Consider the following 18,029-nt stretch of genomic DNA (forward strand, 5'->3'; position numbering starts at 1 on the left):
CACCCCCCTGATTAAATAAACTAAAGAGACAACAGCGCACATGATATTATCTAAATATAATTTAAAGAAGGTTAACGCCCCGGGTTTGATAGTGCCCGACGAGCGTTTGTTTAACCTGCCCGAAAAGGTACTGCAATTTGGCACCGGCGTATTGCTGCGCGGCCTGCCCGATTATTTTATTGATAAAGCCAACCGCCAGGGCATCTTCAATGGCAGGGTAGTGGTAGTAAAATCTACCGATACCGGTTCGGCCGATGAGTTTGATAAGCAGGATGGCTTGTATACCTTATATATTAAAGGTATAGAAGAAGGTAAAGAAGTGAACGAGCAAATGGTATGCTCGGCCATTAGCCGTGTACTTTCTGCCGGTAAGGATTGGGAAGCGATATTGAAGTTTGCGCACAGCCCGCACCTTCAGGTGGTAATATCAAACACTACCGAAGTAGGTATTCAACTGGTTCAGGATGATATCCGTAAGCACCCGCCGGTTTCGTTCCCGGGAAAATTATTGGCTGTACTGTACGAGCGTTACAAAGCTTTCAACGGCAGCGAGAAGAGCGGTTTGGTGATCGTACCGACTGAACTGATTGTTGATAACGGTAAAAAACTGGAATCGATCATATTAGAGCTGGCTCATCTGAACAAACTGGAACCTGCATTTATGGATTGGCTGGAAAACTGCAATCATTTCTGCAATTCGCTGGTAGATCGTATCGTGCCTGGCAAACCGGATGCAGCTACGACTAAGGAGATGGCTGCCGATTGCGGTTATGAAGATGATCTGCGCATCGTATCGGAAGTTTACAGTCTTTGGGCTATCGAGGGTGGCGAAAAGGTATCATCTGTATTAACTTTTGCCCAGGCAGATAAAGGCGTGGTGATCACCCCGGATATCGAAAAATTCAGGGAGCTGAAATTACGATTGCTGAATGCTACGCATACGTTGAGTTGCGCGGCGGCTTTCCTTTCAGGTTTCAATACCGTTAAGCTGGCTATGGATAATGATGCATTTTCGAATTTCATTAGTCAACTAATGAAGAGCGACATCGCTCCGGCTATCCCATACGAGGTTTCAGTTGCCGAAACCGATGATTTCGCGGCTAAGGTATTGGATAGGTTTCGTAACCCTAATATCGAGCACCAATGGATCAGCATATCGGCCCAATATTCATCTAAAATAAAAATGCGTGTATTGCCTTTGCTGCTGAACCATTATAAAAAATCTACATCAGTTCCTGAACTGATGGCCCTGGGTTTCGCGGCTTTCATCAGGTTTATGAAAGTGAATAAAATTGATGGTAAATTTGTTGGCGAAATAAACGGCAGCGAATATACCGTGACCGACAGCCAGGCCGATATTTTTTACAAAGCCTGGACAAATGCCGATGCACAAACCGCCGTTAATAACGTTTTAAGTAACAAAACACTGTGGGATGCCGACCTTACCCAACTGCAAGGTTTTGAAACCGCGGTTACAGGCTACCTTGCTGCGATAGAAGAACAAGGTGCGCTGCAGGTGTTAGAAAATATCGAATTGAAAAGTTTGGCTAAATAAAAATGAAACAAAGCATTTTAAAAGTACACCCTAAAGATAATGTATTGGTTGCCCTGCGCGATCTGCAAGCCGATGAGCAGGTACATTACGAGGGTGTGAACTATACCGTAACCGAGTTTATCCCGGCTAAGCATAAATTCGCGATAAATACCATTGCCCAGGGCGCCGATATTATTATGTATGGCGTTTTGGTAGGTAAAGCACAAAGCGAGATACAAGCCGGTGGCCTGTTATCGACCAAGAACGTGAAACACGCGGCCAATAGCTTCCTAACCGAAGGCCATCACCACGAATGGCATACGCCGGATGTAAGCAACTGGAAAGACCGCACCTTTAACGGTTTCCACCGCGCGGATGGGAGTGTGGGTACCGCCAACTACTGGCTGGTGATCCCAATGGTTTTTTGCGAGAACCGTAACGTTGAAGTGTTGCAGGAAGCGCTGGTGAAACCTTTAGGCTACGGACGTAAACAGGTTTACGAAGTGAAAGCCCAGCAACTGATCAACATGGTGCAAAAAGGCGTAAGTGTTGATGAAGTATTATACACCGAAATTGAAAGCGAAGCCGAGGGCGAGAAAACGCCAAAGGTATTTCCCAATGTAGATGGTATCAAATTCCTGACCCACGAAGGTGGCTGCGGCGGTATCCGCCAGGATGCGGTTACCCTTTGCGGATTGCTGGCCGGGTATATCACGCACCCTAACGTGGCAGGTGCAACTGTTTTAAGCTTAGGCTGCCAAAACGCGCAGGTAAGCATTTTGCAGGAAGAAATTTCTAAACGGGATGCTAATTTCAGCAAGCCGCTGTATATTATCGATCAGCAAAAAACCGGTAAGGAATCGGTAATGATAGAGCAGGCTTTACGCCAAACCATGGCCGGTTTGATCCAGGCTAATCAGAATGAACGCAAAGCTGCACCACTGAGCAAGATTACTATCGGTTTAGAATGCGGTGGTTCGGATGGGTTTTCGGGGATCTCGGCTAACCCGGCTATCGGTTATACTTCAGATTTATTAGTAGCACTTGGCGGCTCAGTTATTTTGGCTGAGTTTCCTGAGTTGTGTGGAGTGGAGCAAAACATCATAGACAGATGCGTTGATAGCGAAAAAGCAAGTCGTTTTACCAGTCTTATACGCACGTATGCCCAAAGAGCCGAAGAAGCAGGTTCCGGATTTGATATGAACCCGTCGCCAGGCAATATTAAGGATGGTTTAATTACCGATGCCATCAAATCTGCTGGTGCTGCTAAAAAAGGCGGCACATCTCCGGTGGTTGACGTGTTGGATTATCCTGAAAAGGTGACCAAACCCGGCCTTAACCTGTTATGCACCCCGGGTAACGATGTGGAATCGACCACCGCTGAAGTAGGTTCGGGTGCTAACGTGGTGTTATTCACCACCGGTTTAGGTACCCCAACCGGTAATCCTATTACCCCTGTAGTGAAGATAGCCAGCAACACGGCCCTGTTTAACCGCATGAGCGATATTATGGACGTAAACACCGGCGGCATTATTGAAGGTGACGAAACCATACAGCAAGCCGGCGAACGCATATTAGATTATGTAATTAAAGTAGCCAGCGGCGAAATAGAAGTAAGCGCGGTAAGCCACGGCCAGGATGATTTTATCCCCTGGAAGCGGGGAGTGTCGCTGTAAACCGCAAGTCCGAAAGTCGGAAAAGACCGAAAGTCCGGGAGAGAATTTCTTTTTCTTCCGGACTTTCTTTTTTGTGTCGATAAACAACTTCCGGACTTTTCCGACTTTCCGTCTTCCGGACTAAATTACTTCACACTTTCTTCATAAAGAAACAGCAGTTTTACAGCGATTAGGTTTTGGTTAGTATGTTTTGTGCAAAGAACATACTATGATTCCCCCGCCGCCCGGTGGGGGATTTTTTTTGTCGATTTTATAAAAGTTCCGATAATTTATGTTTTTGATGTCTTAAAATTCTGTGTTTTGCTGATTTTGCCCTTGTTTGTGGTTTATTTTCCACATTTTCTATAATTATTTAACATTATCTGATTTTTTTTAAAAAAAATACAACAATTGATAAAAATTTTATAATTTAGTCGAAAATATCAGGTTTCAATATTTAAAAAGCTAACTAAACTTATAAAACCTTAGAAAATTAGATTAAAAAATGGCAAAATTAGAGTACATCTGGCTGGATGGCTACAAACCAACCCAAAGCCTGCGCAGCAAAACAAAAATTGTTAAAGATTTCGGTGGTACACTGGAAGAATGTCCGGATTGGAGCTTTGATGGTTCATCTACCGAGCAAGCATTAGGCGGTTCGTCAGATTGTATCTTAAGGCCGGTATTTATTTGCGCAGATCCTCAACGTAAAGATGGTTACCTGGTGATGTGCGAAGTTTACGCAGCTGATGGTACTCCACACGAGTCTAACGGGCGTGCAACCATCCAGGATGATGATAACGATTTCTGGTTTGGTTTTGAGCAGGAGTATTTCCTGTGGGATCCAAAAACTAACAAACCACTTGGTTTCCCTGAAGGTGGCTACCCTGCACCACAAGGCCCATACTACTGTTCGGTAGGCGCTAACAACGCTTTCGGCCGCGAAATTGTTGAAGAACACTTAGACGTATGTTTAGAAGCTGGCCTGAACGTTGAAGGTATCAACGCTGAGGTTGCTGCCGGTCAGTGGGAGTTCCAGATCTTCTCTAAAGGCGCTAAAGATGCTGGCGACCAGATTTGGGTTGCACGTTATTTATTAGAGCGTATTGGCGAAAGCTACGGTGTATCAATCAACTGGCATTGCAAACCGCTGGGTACTTTAGATTGGAACGGTTCGGGTATGCACGCTAACTTCTCTAACACTACGCTGCGTACTGCTGCAAGCAAAGAGAAATTCACCGCTATTTGCGAGTCTTTCCGTCCGGTTGTTGCTGAATGTATCGCTGTTTACGGCGCCCATAACGAGCAACGCTTAACCGGTAAACACGAAACCGCTTCTATCCACGATTACAGCTACGGCGTATCAGATCGTGGTGCTTCTATCCGTATCCCGCTGTACTCGGTACAAAAAGGATGGAGCGGCTACCTGGAAGATCGTCGCCCTAACTCGGCTGCCGATCCATACAAAGTAGCTTCGGTTATCATCAAAACTGTAAAATCAGCAAAATTATAATTTAGCTGTCCAGCAGATACAGAAATGCCCTTGTGAAAGCGAGGTCACTGAAAAAGTAGCTCAATAAAACGGCGCACTTAAAGCGATCAAGAGAAAGGCAACCTTTACTTGGTCGCTTTTTTATTTGAGTTTACAGGAGGAAGATTATTTGTCGTTGATGATACAGGCCAGTTAGGGTAGCGATGTGCGGCTAAGCGCTATTTTAGCTAAGACTTAGCTCATCAATTTGATGATCCTTTTCAGATTGACGGTGAAGATAGCCAAGGCGCCCTGCATCTGCATATTTTCGATTCCGTAGGCTATTGCCCGGTCATAACCATGAGCATTTTTCAACTCGCTGTTCTTGGCTTCGATCTTATACCTGTGTTTGCTGCTTTGTTTATACTCGTCAGTTTCCTGAAATGCCATTTGCTGTTGGTGCAGACCTGATTTAATGCTAACGGAATAGGTTTTGGTTTTGGCCCCAGGCTTATAGCAACCATCTCTCAATGGACATACCTTACACTTTTCAACATCAAAGTAATAAGTATCAACCTGATTCTCTCCGATATCCTTTTTACCCCCGCGCGCCTTCCGGATAGCCAGATGCCCGGCCGGGCAGACGAACCGATCAGCATCTTTATTGTAATCAAACTTATTTTCATCTTTTCTGAAGCCCTGGGTGATCGACGGGTTGAGTTTAGCCACCAGTTTGATATCTTGTTCATTTGTCATTTCAAGGTTCTCTTTCCCTGAATAAGCAGAATCCCCGATGATCGTTTTTACGTCAATGCCATTCTGCTGACTGATCTCCAAAAGCTTAGGGAGTTCCGGGCCATCGCCTTTTTCACCCGAGGTGACCACCGCTGCGGTAATGATGCGTTCTTCGGTCATCGCCAGATGGGTCTTATAGCCAAAGAAGGAGCTATCAGCCGATTTATGGCCGGTTTTAGCATCCTTGTCTTTGGATAACGTATAGTGCTCCTGCGTGTCTGCTACCGTCTCCTTCAACAGGTTCAGCTTTTCTTTTACCGCAGGTATCTGGCTTAACGGCGGGTCGGCTTCAATATACTTTTCCAATGCACTGCAATAGGCAAGTTCTTTTTCCAGTTCATCCGTGGTGTTCTTTTCCGGCATCCCTGCCTTCATATCTTCATCTATGGCATACACCGCTTTGCGAAGCCGTTTCGAGCGCTCCCTTAATACTTCTAAGGCTGAATACGGATTTGATCTTGACAGGGAATGTGTAGCATCAACTGTAATGGACTTTGACCGGATGATCCCCTTTTCAATGGCGATGGTTACCGTTTTATTGATGAGCAGGTTTAACAGATCGTTATCCTTCAGCCGAAGCTTTCTGAACTTGGTCAATGAGCTCGGATCGATAACCCCTTCCTCTGGAGACATCTCCAGAAAATATTTGAAGGACATGTCATACTGCGAACGTTCCACCACATCTACATCTGAAACCGTATAGATCGTTTTCAACAGCAGATATTTGAACATCCGTACAGGGCTTTCGGCTGTCCGCCCATTGGTTGTGCAATATTTGCTGATCAATTCCTCGTAGATAAACGTAAAATCTATCAGGTCATTGATCTTCCGCAGAAGATTATCTTTCGGAACGATCAGGTCATATAACCCTGAGTATGCACTGAACTGGATCTGCTGTTGCTGAATGAGCATCTTAGTGTCTTTCTTTTGACACTTTAATATACTAAAAAAGGAGCAGAAAACTTTCGCCTTCTGCTCCCTTTTCCCTATTGGACTTTTTCAGTGCCCTCGTGAAAGCAAGGGCATTTTTTATGGCTGATATTTTCCGGATGGGATCAGTGGGAAGCCGTCAAGCGGTAAGTTATACAGGTAAATCCAGCAGTCAACAATACCCTGGCCGGTATTTATGGCAAGCATTTTCCTGATAAACAGGTTGGGTTGTTCCTCATCTTCGCCGAAGCCCTCGTACGCATCTATCGTTTTTAATACGACCGGATCATTGTTTAGTTTAACAATGATTCCGTAAACGCGGCTGTTTGTCTGGGGTTGATGGATGGCGCCGGGATACTCGCCTAAATCATACAATAAGCCGGCAAAGTTACCTTTAGCAAAAGGTGTAGAGTTGGCCCTTAAATACGCGCCAAACTCGTTACCGGCCACCAATAAGGTGCCGTAAATAAACAAGTATTTGCAATTGCTGTTCATTTATTAGTTTTGCCGCCCATTTAAGCAAAATAATAAATAGGATACGGCAACACAACATTGCGGCTTTATTTTTATTTTGCCTAATTAACTCAAGTTGCGGGTTAAAAGAAGGATAAAGAGTAAGCATCAAAAGTAAGAACTTTGGTTTACCACAACTAAAGGATACAATGATGCTTACCAAGGATAAAATTATAGGAATATTTTGTTTTATAGATGACCTGTTGAAAACGAGCGGTCATCATGAAGATAGCCGCAGGCAGGTTAGTGATAGCGAGGTCATCACAACGGCGATAGTTAGTTCTTTATATTTTGGAGGGCACCAGGATAGGTCGCGGTGTTTTATGAAGATGATGAATTTCGTTCCCCGGATGCTGGACAAGAGCCGGTTCAACCGCAGGCTGCATGCACTGGCCGAATTGATCTGCAGTTTGTTCATGCAGATCGGCTGGTATTTTAAATATATCAGCTGTGAGATGAGTTACGTATTGGATTCGTTCCCAGTAGCGGTTTGTGATAATATCCGGATCAGTAATTGCAAACTGCTCCAAGGCAAACAATGGCGGGGTAAACAGAGCAGTATGCGAAGGTATTTTTATGGCATCAAGGTCCAACTGCTGGTCACTAAAGACGGCATACCGGTAGAGTTCGGTTATGTACCGGGGAGTGAGAACGATTCGGTAAGCTTGAAGAAGTTACCGATGAACCTGCCTGCTGAAAGTGAGGTATTTGCAGATTCGGCCTATACCAACTATGAGATCGAAGACCAATTAATGGAGTGCGACCAGATCGCATTAAAAGTGCACCGTAAATCAAATGCAAAAAGAAAAGACAGCGCAAGCGCTGCCTTTATTAAAGAATATATGCGTAAAAGGGTGGAGACCACGATCAGTGAGATCAAGGGCTTGTTCCTAAGGAAAATTCATGCCGTTACTTTCAAAGGTTGGCTACTGAAGATCACCCTGTTTATCTTCGCTTTTACGCTAAATAAAATTGTATAACTAACAACTTGAGTTAATTAAATATTTCAGCCTTTACAGCTATGGATAAGCAACAGATAGAAGCCTGGATACAGGATAAGGATATACAAAAAATAAAATTCGCATTTGCCGATATCGACGGCGTACTGCGCGGTAAACTCATCAACAAGGAAAAGTTTTTAGGCGGATTAAAAGATGGCTATGGCTTTTGCGATGTGGTTTTCGGCTGGGATAGCGCCGATGCCTGCTACGATAATGTGCAGGTGACCGGTTGGCATTCTGGCTACCCGGATAAGTACGCCCGTATCGATCTGTCGACCATGCGCAATATCCCATGGCAAAACGATCAGCCTTTTTTCCTGGCCGATTTTACCCAGCCCGATGGCAGCAGCGTGGCGGCCTGTCCGCGCAGCTTACTAAAACGCGTAGCTGCCGACTGCGAAGCGATGGGTTATCATCCCGAATTTGCCCAAGAGTTTGAATGGTTCAACTTTAACGAGACACCGCAAACGTTACAGGATAAGGAATTTACCAAGTTGCAGCCCATTTCGCCGGGCATGTTCGGATATTCCATACTCCGCCCATCACAGCACAGCGATTTTTATTACGATCTGTTTAACCTGTTAAAAGGCTTCGGCGTACCGCTGGAGGGCTTACATACCGAAACTGGTCCGGGGGTTTACGAAGCCGCCATAGCGCACGATCATGTTTTGGTTGCTGCCGATATGGCCGTTCTGTTCAAAACCGGCGTAAAGGAAATAGCATCCAAACACGGTATCACCGCCACCTTTATGGCCAAATGGAACGCCAACCTGCCGGGCTGTAGCGGGCATATCCATCAAAGCCTGTGGAATAAGGATAAAAGCGAAAATCTGTTCTACGGCGCCAGTGATGCCAATAAGATGAGCGACCTGCATAAGCATTATCTCGCCGGGCAATTATACTGCCTGCCCCATGTCCTGCCCATGTATGCGCCAACAATCAACAGTTACAAACGATTAGTAGAAGGCGCCTGGGCACCAACCACCATCACCTGGGGCCTGGATAACCGTACCACCGCCATCCGTGTAATTAACGATACGCCAAACCACACCCGCTTAGAAACCCGCATTCCTGGTTCGGATACCAACCCGTATTTAGCCATGTCGGCCGCGCTGGCTTCGGGACTATACGGCGTTAAACATAAACTGGAATTAAACATCCCGAACACCATCGGTAACGGTTACCAGGATAAAACGCATGGTCAGCTGGCTGCCAATTTGGAGGATGCAGCGACGGCCATGCAAAACTCAACAGTAGCCAAAGAACTGTTCGGCGATGATTTTGTACAGCATTTTACCAATACCCGCCTGTGGGAGTGGCGGCAGTTTATTAAGCAGGTGACGGATTGGGAGTTGAAGCGGTATTTCGAAATAATATAAATTGCGGTGATGGTGGCAATTTAACCACAAAGGACGCGAAGATTTTTTTCACAAAGAGCACAAAGCTTTTATGACTGAACAAGAGATTTCTAACATTGTTATTGGATTAGGTATAGAAGTTCATAAAGCTTTGGGGCCAGGGTTATTGGAGAGTGCTTATAAAGAGTGCTTGTATTATAAGATATTAAAGTCAGGGTTGTATGCTGAAAAAGAAAAAGTGATGCCTTTGATTTTTGAAGAAGTTAAATTAGACGTTGGTTATAGAATAGATATTTTAGTTGATAATAAACTCGTGATAGAAGTTAAAAGTGTTGAAGAATTGACCGACGTACACATGGCACAAACACTTACTTATATGAAACTTGGGCAATATAAGTTGGGATTACTGATGAACTTTAACGTGATCAAATTAAAAGATGGTATAAAAAGAGTGATAAACGGCGCATTATAAATGTAGCTTTGTGCCTAAAATAAACCTTATAAAACTCGCAAAGCCTTTGTGTTCTTTGTGAAAAATCTTTGTGCCCTTTGTGGTTAATTTGCCACCAAGGAAAAAAATGAGCGAATGGACTACGATAATATCATAAAAAAAGCCTGGGAAGGATACGACGCCTCTAAAACCATCAAGAAGATAGAGGATATCAGCGCGATGGTTTCTACCAACCATGTGTTCAGGATTACTTTTGATGACGACGACATCATCATTGCCAAGCTATCAAACTTTGGTAAGTACGAGTATTTTAAGGAAGATCACCGCATCATCCATAGCTTATCTAACAACCTGCTTTACCCGTTCGAGAATCTGCTGGCTAAATCGCTGCTGAAGAATAACCGGGTATATGTTTACCGCCACAAACAGGCGGGCGAGGAAGCATGGGTGGTGTTTTACAATCCTACCCGCATTATGGACAGGTTGCCGCGACGTTTGGGCGAAGAGCATATCAAGCGCTTCGGGCAGCAGATCGGGAAGTTTCATAAAGCCTGCGCTAAGTTGCGGCATGTGCTGCCTAAGTCATCCAAAACCTTGCGGACGGATATTAATGCCTTGCTGCAGCAGATCGATCAAAATGAGCAGAGCTTCGGCTCGCGCATGCAGGCTGATTACCTGAAGTATCATTGCGAGCAATTCATTAAAAACCGTACGAAGTATAATGTAAACACGTTCGAGATCATCCCCGTGTTTATCGACTGGAACATCGGCAACTTCTCGGTAACTAATAAGCAGGAGTTATATTCGCGCTGGGATTACGATTGGTTCAGGATGAGCTACCGCATGCTGGATTTCTACTTTTTCAGCAGGGTGGTGTCCGACGCCGGCGACCGTACGGTGTTCAGTTACCGTATCGACCCGATGAACGAGCCGCGGTTTATCCTGTTTCTGCAGGAGTATCACAAAGTGAACCCTATAAAAGCCGATGAATTACGCTTTTTAAAGGAAGTATACCGGTTTTTTATCCTAAATTATGTGATTAAAGACGGTAAGTACTTTTTTAACGACCAGTACGCTGATAAGCTACAAGCCGAAGCTTATGATATTTACCTGCCATCGGTTGATCGGGATTTTAACGCCGATTTGTTGATAGACGCTTTAAAAATTAAATAATACATGCAGATCAGTTGCGATTTTAAGTCGATAGTAGACCGTTACGATATTATTTTCTTCGATGCCTTTGGCGTTATTAAAAACTATAAAGGTTTGGTGCCGGGTATCGAGGGCACATTTGCCTATCTCGAAGCACAAAACAAAGAGTACTACATCGTTACCAATGATGCTTCGCGCAGCCCGTTTCAATTGGCTGAGTCATACCATAACAAAGGATTGCACGCCATTACGCACGACAGGATCATATCCTCAGGCATGCTGGCCAAAGATTATCTTGATTTGAAAGTGCCTCAAGGGATTGTTGCCTACCTGGGTACGCCCGATTCGGCTCATTATATCGAAAGCCAGGGCTTGCATACCTTGCCCATCAGCCAGGTAAATGATGATAATATCAACGAGGTAAGCGCGCTGGTGTTTTTAGATGACGAGGGCTTCGATTGGTTTAGCGATCTGAATAAATGCGTTAACCTGCTGCGAAAACGCAATATTCCGGCCATTGTGGCCAATACAGACAGGGCGTACCCCCTCAACCTGCACGATGTTTCCATCGCCATTGGCGGGTTAGCCAACATGATCGAGAATATCGTCGGTAAAAAGTTTATCCGCTTCGGTAAACCCGATTCGCAAATGTTCATGTTCGCTTACGACCTGATCCGCGAGCGGCGCCCCATCGACAAAAAAAATATCGTAATGGTAGGGGATACCCTGCAAACCGATATTATGGGCGGCAATAAATTTGGGTTCGATACAGTGTTGGTACTATCGGGCAATACCCAAAAAGTGGATGCCAAAACCCGTATCAATTCCACGGGCATCGTACCCACTTATATCTGCGAGTCGGCTGTTATTTAAACCGCCGGCCTAAAATGATTTTAATAATACCGCTGTCGCCGCTTTGAGTAAGACCGACGCCGTAGCCGGCATTAAACTCCCAGTTCTCGCCAAAGTTAAGATCGGTAGCCAGGTAAACCGCATGTTCCTGCTGTTGGATGGGGGAATAATGAAAGAAGCGGCCTGTAGCTCCATAATATTCAAAACCCAGGGCCACAACATTGCTTACATCGTAGCTGGCCTTAAGGTTGGGCTCAAAAACAAAGCCGATATCCGAATCTTCGCCGGCAAAACTTTTACCCAGGGTGGGGTTGAATGAGACATACAGCTTGTTCCATTTTTTATCAACTATCGGCCTGATCTCCAAATCGAACGTACTGCCGGCAAAGGCCGCCTTTTGAAAACCAAATTCGGTAGAGAGGCTAACACCAACAGGCCAGTGCCATGATTCGGGTGCGGCAACGCGCGGGCGCAGGTGAGAGCCTACATAGGCCGTGCGTCCATCGTTACCAACCGAATTGAAGATATAAAAGCCGGTTTCGAAACAGGAGGTCCAGCCGTGGGTGATCTCGATGGTTTCGTGAAAAACGTGATTAGTTGGTAGTACACCATTTACGGTAGTCTTGCTGCCATCGAAGGTAAAGTTACTATGAAGTTCTACCATCGTTTGCCCTTTTTCTACTGTGGACGATCCGTAAACCTGTATTTCGTAGTTATCCTGGGCCTGGCTGGTGCTTATAAAAAATAAAATAAAAATAATTGCGGTTAGTAAAGGTTTGATCATAGTTTGATTAATGGGGTGATATATAATTGGTTTAAAGGTAATTATAAACCACAATCAATACTATTTGTAAACGATATTTTGCAAAGAGGGGCAGCGAAAATAAAAATAATTGATACATCAGGAAACCAAACACAATTTTACATCGTTATATAAGTGTGATAAGGTTTAGGTTGGTCGCAGCCTGAGGAGGTTGCGACCGAAACCCCTGCCGCCAGGCAGGGGTTTCTTTTTTTATAATTATTCCACAATTGTTGTTAAAATGTCATAGCTTTATGACTTTATGATGATATTACATTAGTTTAACATAGCAATAATATCATTGTAGCAGCAAGGAATACTTTGAACTTACCCCGCCAAATTATCTCCCGCTATTTTTTTAGATTATTCACTGATTGTTAAATGCTTTGATGGATGTTAATTTTATATTAAAATATTTTCTTAAATTTTAACCCTGAATACACTAAGCACAAAGCGTTAACGTTCTTTTAAAGATATATCCTAATCAAAACCAAGTATTATACCCTAATTTATGGCCATTAAAAAAACAGATTTTACCTATTCAGCACATTCCGAACCACACAAGATCCGAACTAAACAAATTTTAAAAGAGCATCCGGACATGCGGAAACTGATAGGCAAAAACCCGTATACCATATTTGCCATAATAGGTTTAGTCGCTTTTCAAATCACAGCCGCGTGGCTGGTATCGGCACAATCGTGGTGGGTGGTGTTCGCCGTAGCTTATTTCCTGGGTGCCTTTGCCGATCACTCGTTGTTTGTAATGATACACGAGTGTACGCACCAGTTATTATTTAAAAACCGTGCTGCTAACCGTTGGGCCAGTATTTTGGCCAATACACCACAAATATTCCCAAGCGCTATCTCGTTCGAACATTTTCACCTGAAGCACCATTCGTTCCAGGGTGTGCATGAGCTGGATGCCGATCTGCCCAGCAAATGGGAGGCAAAACTCATCAATAACAGTTTTTTAGGCAAGGCTATCTGGCTGCTGTTCTTCCCGTTGTTTCAATTCTTCAGGTTGCCGCGTTTAAAGGAAATTAAAAGTGTTGATGGCTGGGTGATCACCAATTTTGTGGTACAGGTTGTCTTCACAGTAGCTATCTGCTACTTCTTCGGCTGGCATGGTTTGGCTTATCTGTTGTTAAGCTTCTTCTTCTCGGTAGGCTTGCACCCGCTTGGTGCCCGCTGGATCCAGGAACATTATCTAACCCATAACGAAGAGCAGGAAACTTACAGCTACTACGGTGTGCTGAACAACGTGTCATTCAACGTAGGCTACCATAACGAACATCACGATTTCCCATCCATCCCATGGAATAAATTGCCACAGATCAAATCGACAGCTCCGGCTTATTACGATTCGCTGCAATCGCACAAATCGTGGACGAAGCTTTGGCTGCGCTTTTTGTTCGATAGGGAGATCTCGCTGTTTAACCGGATCCTGCGTAAAGAACGTGGCAGCATTAGCGTAAAACAATCGTACAACAGCACGCTGCAACAATAATTTATTTGTGATTATATTTGGCATAACAGCTTTGTTATGCCAAACAGATCATTTCTTTCGTTAGCCGGTTTTATCCTGTTGATAGCCGCTACCTATTGCCCGCTCATCAAGCCTTTCGGGATCTTCCCGGCTATGGATATTTACGATCTGAAGCAGGCCTTCGGTATTACGCTTTTGCTGGTAGGTGTCATCGGCATTTTGGGGATCGTATTGCGTCAGCGGGGCATCGCTAAATTATGCGCATGGGCTTCGCTATTGTTGATCGTAATATTTTATGCGGGTGTGCAATTCCAGGTACATCATTTCTTTACGTTTATTCCCTTTGGTTCGGTAGCGCGGTTTTTAACCCGGCAGATCCGGCTTAAGTGGGGATGGTATTTATTATTTGCCGGGCCTGTTTTGGCAATAGCCGGAATTTATACAACTAAACGAAGTAACACAGCTTCAAATAATCAACAAAAACAAAACTGATTTGACAGCAACTTGTATAAATACTTAATTTGCGATAAGTATAAGCTATCTTTATCATCGTTTGTATTTAAAGCAACATCATTAAACCGCTGTTAAATGTTTAAATTCTCTTTTCGTAATCAGGTTCTTTTAGGGTTTGCGATATCTATTCTATTGGTATTTGCCGTTGGCCTGTTATCTAATAACAGCATTAAAGAGTTAGAGGGCGACATGGGCATGGTTGAGCACACCCAACAGGTGATCAATACATCCGACGAACTTTTACAAAACTTAATTGACGCCGAAACAGGGATGCGTGGGTATTGCGCATCGGAAAGGAAAGTGTTCCTGGAGCCCTATAACCAGGCACTACCCACCATTAACGAGAATTTGCGTAACCTGAAGGGGTATATCAGGGATAACCCTGCACAGGTACAACGTACAGATACACTTGCCAAATATGTAAGCGGCGAATTGGCGATTTTAAAAGAAAATATCGAGACCCGCGATTCCAAAGGCTTAGAGTACATGGTTCAAAACCAAATGTTTTTGAACGGAAAACGAAATATGGACATGATCCGCAGCGTGCTTTCGGAGATAAAAAAGACCGAGAGCAAGCTGATGACCGACAGAAAGAACAGCACCCAATCTGCAGCTGATGCCGCCATCAAAATTATTTTCATGGGTTCGGCAGCGTTCCTGGCCATCATCATCATGCTGTTTATCTTTATCCAAAAAACGTTTAACCAGCAGCGCAAAGCAGAGGAGACGATAAGGGTAGCTAATACCCAGCTTGAAGCAGTATTGGCTGAAAACGAATCCAAAAACTGGCAACTGACCGGCACAAGCCAATTGAATGATAAAATGCAAGGCCAGCAAAGCGAAAAGGAACTATCTGAAACTATACTGGCCGAGGTTTGTAAATATACCAACGCTATCACCGGTACACTATACCTGTTTAATGAGCAGGAACAGGCGTTAGATCTATATGCTTATTACGCCTTCCACGATCTTTCGGTAGTTAAAAAACGCATCTCATTATCCGAAGGCTGGTTGGGTCAGGTAGCAAAAGATCAGAAGCCGGCTGTTATACAGGGTACGCTTAATGATAAACTGGGACTGGAAACTTCCATCATTAGCCAGGAACTGGCCGAGATCATGATCGTGCCGTTCTTCTTCGATAGGAAATTGAAAGGTGTTGTGGAGATCGCTTTCCAAAACCAGTTACAGGCAAACGTTAAAGATTATATCCTTGCCGTTGCAAATACCATGGGTATTGCTATCAATACCGCGCAGGCCCGCACCATTATGCACGATCTGTTTGAGGAAACTCAACAGCAGGCCGAGGAACTGGAAGCGCAACAGGAAGAAATGCGCGTAACCAACGAAGAGTTACTGAACAAAACCGAAATGCTGCAGGCGTCGGAAGAGGAACTGCGTGTGCAGCAGGAGGAATTGCGTACCATTAATGTTGAACTGGAAGAAAAAGCCAGCCTGCTTGAAGAAAAGAACCAGGCCATTGAAGAGGCCCGCGCGTCTATCAACGTTAAGGTGCAGGAGCTGGAAACTACCGGCAAATACAAATCGGAGTTTTTGGCCAACATGAGCCACGAATTACGCACACCGCTGAACAGTATTCTGGTGCTTGCGCGGATCCTGAAGGATAACAAGAGCGATAACCTGTCGGACGATCAGATCAAATACGCCAGTGTGATATTTAACGCCGGTAACGACCTGCTGACCCTGATCAACGATATCCTCGACCTGTCGAAGATAGAATCGGGCAAGCTGGAGATCATGAACGACCAGATAGCCGTGAAGGATATCCTTGATGATATGGAAATGCTGTTCTCGGAAATGGCGGCCAACAAAAAGATCAACTTCACAAATACAGTTACCGACGTTCCGGCTAAGATATTTACCGATAAGATGCGGGTAGAGCAGGTGATCAAGAACATGCTTTCAAACGCGTTTAAGTTTACGCCTGAGGGTGGTTCGATAGCCATTAACGTTACCCCGGGCGCTGTGGCCAAAACCATCAACTTTACTATAAAAGATAGCGGTATTGGTATAGCTCCTGAAAAACAGAAACTGATCTTCGAGGCGTTCCAGCAGGCGGATGGTTCAACCAGCCGCAAATACGGCGGTACGGGCCTGGGCTTATCCATCAGCCGCGAATTGTCGTCGTTATTGGGCGGCCGTATCTCGGTAGCAAGTGAGCCGGGTAAAGGCAGCGAGTTTACGTTGACCATCCCTTTTGAAGCCGAAGTTAATCCCGGCCAGGAAGAAGCCTTGCCAACTGCCGAAACCTTTGTACCATCGAAAGAATTTTTAAAACCGGCGGCACAGATAGAACGCAGAGACCCTAACAAGGAGCCCTTAGTGGTGATCGTAGAAGATGATAAAAACTTTGCCGAGATCCTGAAGGATTATGCTAAAGAACACGGCTACCGGGCTATTACCATTAACGAGGGTACACATGCCTTTGAAACCATTAAAGAGAACCAGCCCGACGCGGTAATACTGGATATTATGTTGCCGGGTAAGGATGGCTGGCAGATACTGAAAGAACTGAAGAGCGCGAGTGAAACATCGTCAATACCGGTACATTTAATGTCGGCGGGCGAGGCTGCGGCCAATAGGGTACGCAGGGAAGGCGCCATCAGCTTTATGAAGAAGCCGATAGATACCGGTACGCTTGACAAACTATTTGGAGAGATGACAAAGCAGAGCGGGGTTGTATTTAAGCAAATATTGCTGATCGAGGACCATAAAGCACAAAGCGAAGCTTTGAAGCAGATGATGGAGAAGCAGGGCATCACGGTAGACCAGGCTTTTGATGGCGCGTCGGCATTTGAGATGCTGAATGAGCACGAATACCAGTGTGTGATACTGGATTTGAACCTGCCCGATATCTCAGGGCTCGACCTTTTAGATAAGATAAAGGCGGTTGATAAATTCGCGGGCTTACCAGTGATCGTAAATACGGCGATGGAACTGGATAAAACATCGGTAAACAGGCTGATGCAGTATGCCAATGCCATGGTGGTAAAAACTACCAAATCATCAGACAGGCTGATAGATGAGGTAAACCTATTCCTGCATAAAATAAGCAGTACCCAGCAACAGGCACCGGCTGCAGGCGGCAGGCCAAGCCCGGTATCGCAGGGTAAGGAAAAACTAAAAGGCAAAAAAGTACTGGTGGTTGATGATGATATGCGTAATATCTTTGCGCTGACAAGCGCCCTGCAAACCTTTGATCTGGTGGTGGAAATAGCCAACGATGGGGAAGAGGCCATAGCTAAATTAGAGGAAAATAGTGATATAGATATTGTGCTGATGGATATCATGATGCCAAAAATGGATGGCTACGAAGCCACACGTTATATCCGCAAGCAAAACAAATGGGCTAAGCTGCCTGTAATAGCATTAACAGCAAAGGCAATGCGGGACGACCGGGAGAAATGCATTGCTGCCGGCGCCAGTGATTATATCACCAAACCGGTAGATATCGACAGGCTGATATCCCTGATGCAATTGTGGCTGGAAAAATAATAT

Annotated in this window: 14 protein-coding genes; 11 read left to right on the forward strand and 3 right to left on the reverse strand. The window is 44.8% G+C overall.

Annotation, left to right across the window (positions count from 1 at the left end; translation table 11 throughout):
- Positions 1-40 precede the first annotated feature (40 nt).
- The 3 genes from HQ865_RS07345 (at position 41) to HQ865_RS07355 (ending at position 4,702) form a co-directional block, all read left to right on the forward strand.
- Positions 41-1,555: a tagaturonate reductase gene (locus tag HQ865_RS07345; RefSeq protein WP_173414265.1), complete on the forward strand. Its 1,515-nt coding sequence runs from the start codon at positions 41-43 to the stop codon at positions 1,553-1,555.
- A 2-nt stretch (positions 1,556-1,557) separates the two neighbouring features.
- Positions 1,558-3,210, forward strand: a complete 1,653-nt coding sequence (locus HQ865_RS07350; RefSeq protein WP_173414266.1) for a UxaA family hydrolase — start codon at positions 1,558-1,560, stop codon at positions 3,208-3,210.
- A 484-nt stretch (positions 3,211-3,694) separates the two neighbouring features.
- On the forward strand, positions 3,695-4,702 hold the full coding sequence (locus tag HQ865_RS07355) for a glutamine synthetase beta-grasp domain-containing protein (protein WP_173414267.1): 1,008 nt from the start codon (positions 3,695-3,697) through the stop codon (positions 4,700-4,702).
- Between the two features lie 213 nt (positions 4,703-4,915).
- Here the strand turns inward: HQ865_RS07355 and HQ865_RS07360 are convergent, their stop codons facing one another.
- Entirely contained in the window at positions 4,916-6,367 is a 1,452-nt protein-coding gene (locus tag HQ865_RS07360; protein ID WP_173414268.1) for an IS1182 family transposase, read from the reverse strand.
- 117 nt (positions 6,368-6,484) lie between these two features.
- Complete coding sequence (locus tag HQ865_RS07365; RefSeq protein ID WP_173414269.1) at positions 6,485-6,880, reverse strand: gamma-glutamylcyclotransferase family protein; 396 nt, start codon at positions 6,878-6,880, stop codon at positions 6,485-6,487.
- A 170-nt stretch (positions 6,881-7,050) separates the two neighbouring features.
- On the opposite strand from HQ865_RS07365, the gene HQ865_RS07370 reads away from it, so the two are divergent.
- From HQ865_RS07370 to HQ865_RS07390, 5 genes are all read left to right on the forward strand, one after another.
- Complete coding sequence (locus HQ865_RS07370; RefSeq protein ID WP_173417745.1) at positions 7,051-7,878, forward strand: IS982 family transposase; 828 nt, start codon at positions 7,051-7,053, stop codon at positions 7,876-7,878.
- Between the two features lie 41 nt (positions 7,879-7,919).
- Positions 7,920-9,278, forward strand: a complete 1,359-nt coding sequence (locus tag HQ865_RS07375; protein WP_173414270.1) for a glutamine synthetase family protein — start codon at positions 7,920-7,922, stop codon at positions 9,276-9,278.
- A 70-nt stretch (positions 9,279-9,348) separates the two neighbouring features.
- Positions 9,349-9,729, forward strand: coding sequence for a GxxExxY protein (locus HQ865_RS07380; RefSeq protein ID WP_173414271.1), 381 nt, complete (start codon positions 9,349-9,351; stop codon positions 9,727-9,729).
- 114 nt (positions 9,730-9,843) lie between these two features.
- Complete coding sequence (locus HQ865_RS07385; protein ID WP_173414272.1) at positions 9,844-10,881, forward strand: hypothetical protein; 1,038 nt, start codon at positions 9,844-9,846, stop codon at positions 10,879-10,881.
- Positions 10,882-10,884: 3 nt separating this feature from the next.
- Positions 10,885-11,733 (forward strand): TIGR01459 family HAD-type hydrolase, encoded by an 849-nt coding sequence (locus HQ865_RS07390; protein WP_173414273.1) that lies wholly within the window; start codon positions 10,885-10,887, stop codon positions 11,731-11,733.
- Here HQ865_RS07390 and HQ865_RS07395 read toward each other — a convergent pair.
- Entirely contained in the window at positions 11,726-12,496 is a 771-nt protein-coding gene (locus HQ865_RS07395; protein WP_237073768.1) for a hypothetical protein, read from the reverse strand. The genes HQ865_RS07390 and HQ865_RS07395 overlap by 8 nt on opposite strands.
- Positions 12,497-13,025: 529 nt before the next feature.
- On the opposite strand from HQ865_RS07395, the gene HQ865_RS07400 reads away from it, so the two are divergent.
- The 3 genes from HQ865_RS07400 (at position 13,026) to HQ865_RS07410 (ending at position 18,026) form a co-directional block, all read left to right on the forward strand.
- Complete coding sequence (locus HQ865_RS07400) at positions 13,026-14,021, forward strand: fatty acid desaturase (RefSeq protein WP_173414274.1); 996 nt, start codon at positions 13,026-13,028, stop codon at positions 14,019-14,021.
- Between the two features lie 36 nt (positions 14,022-14,057).
- Complete coding sequence (locus HQ865_RS07405) at positions 14,058-14,492, forward strand: hypothetical protein (protein WP_173414275.1); 435 nt, start codon at positions 14,058-14,060, stop codon at positions 14,490-14,492.
- A gap of 96 nt (positions 14,493-14,588) precedes the next feature.
- A complete protein-coding gene (locus tag HQ865_RS07410) occupies positions 14,589-18,026 on the forward strand; it encodes a response regulator (protein ID WP_173414276.1) in 3,438 nt (1,145 codons plus the stop codon).
- Positions 18,027-18,029 lie beyond the last annotated feature (3 nt).

This window comes from Mucilaginibacter mali, from assembly GCF_013283875.1.
Classification (GTDB): Bacteria; Bacteroidota; Bacteroidia; order Sphingobacteriales; family Sphingobacteriaceae; genus Mucilaginibacter; species Mucilaginibacter mali.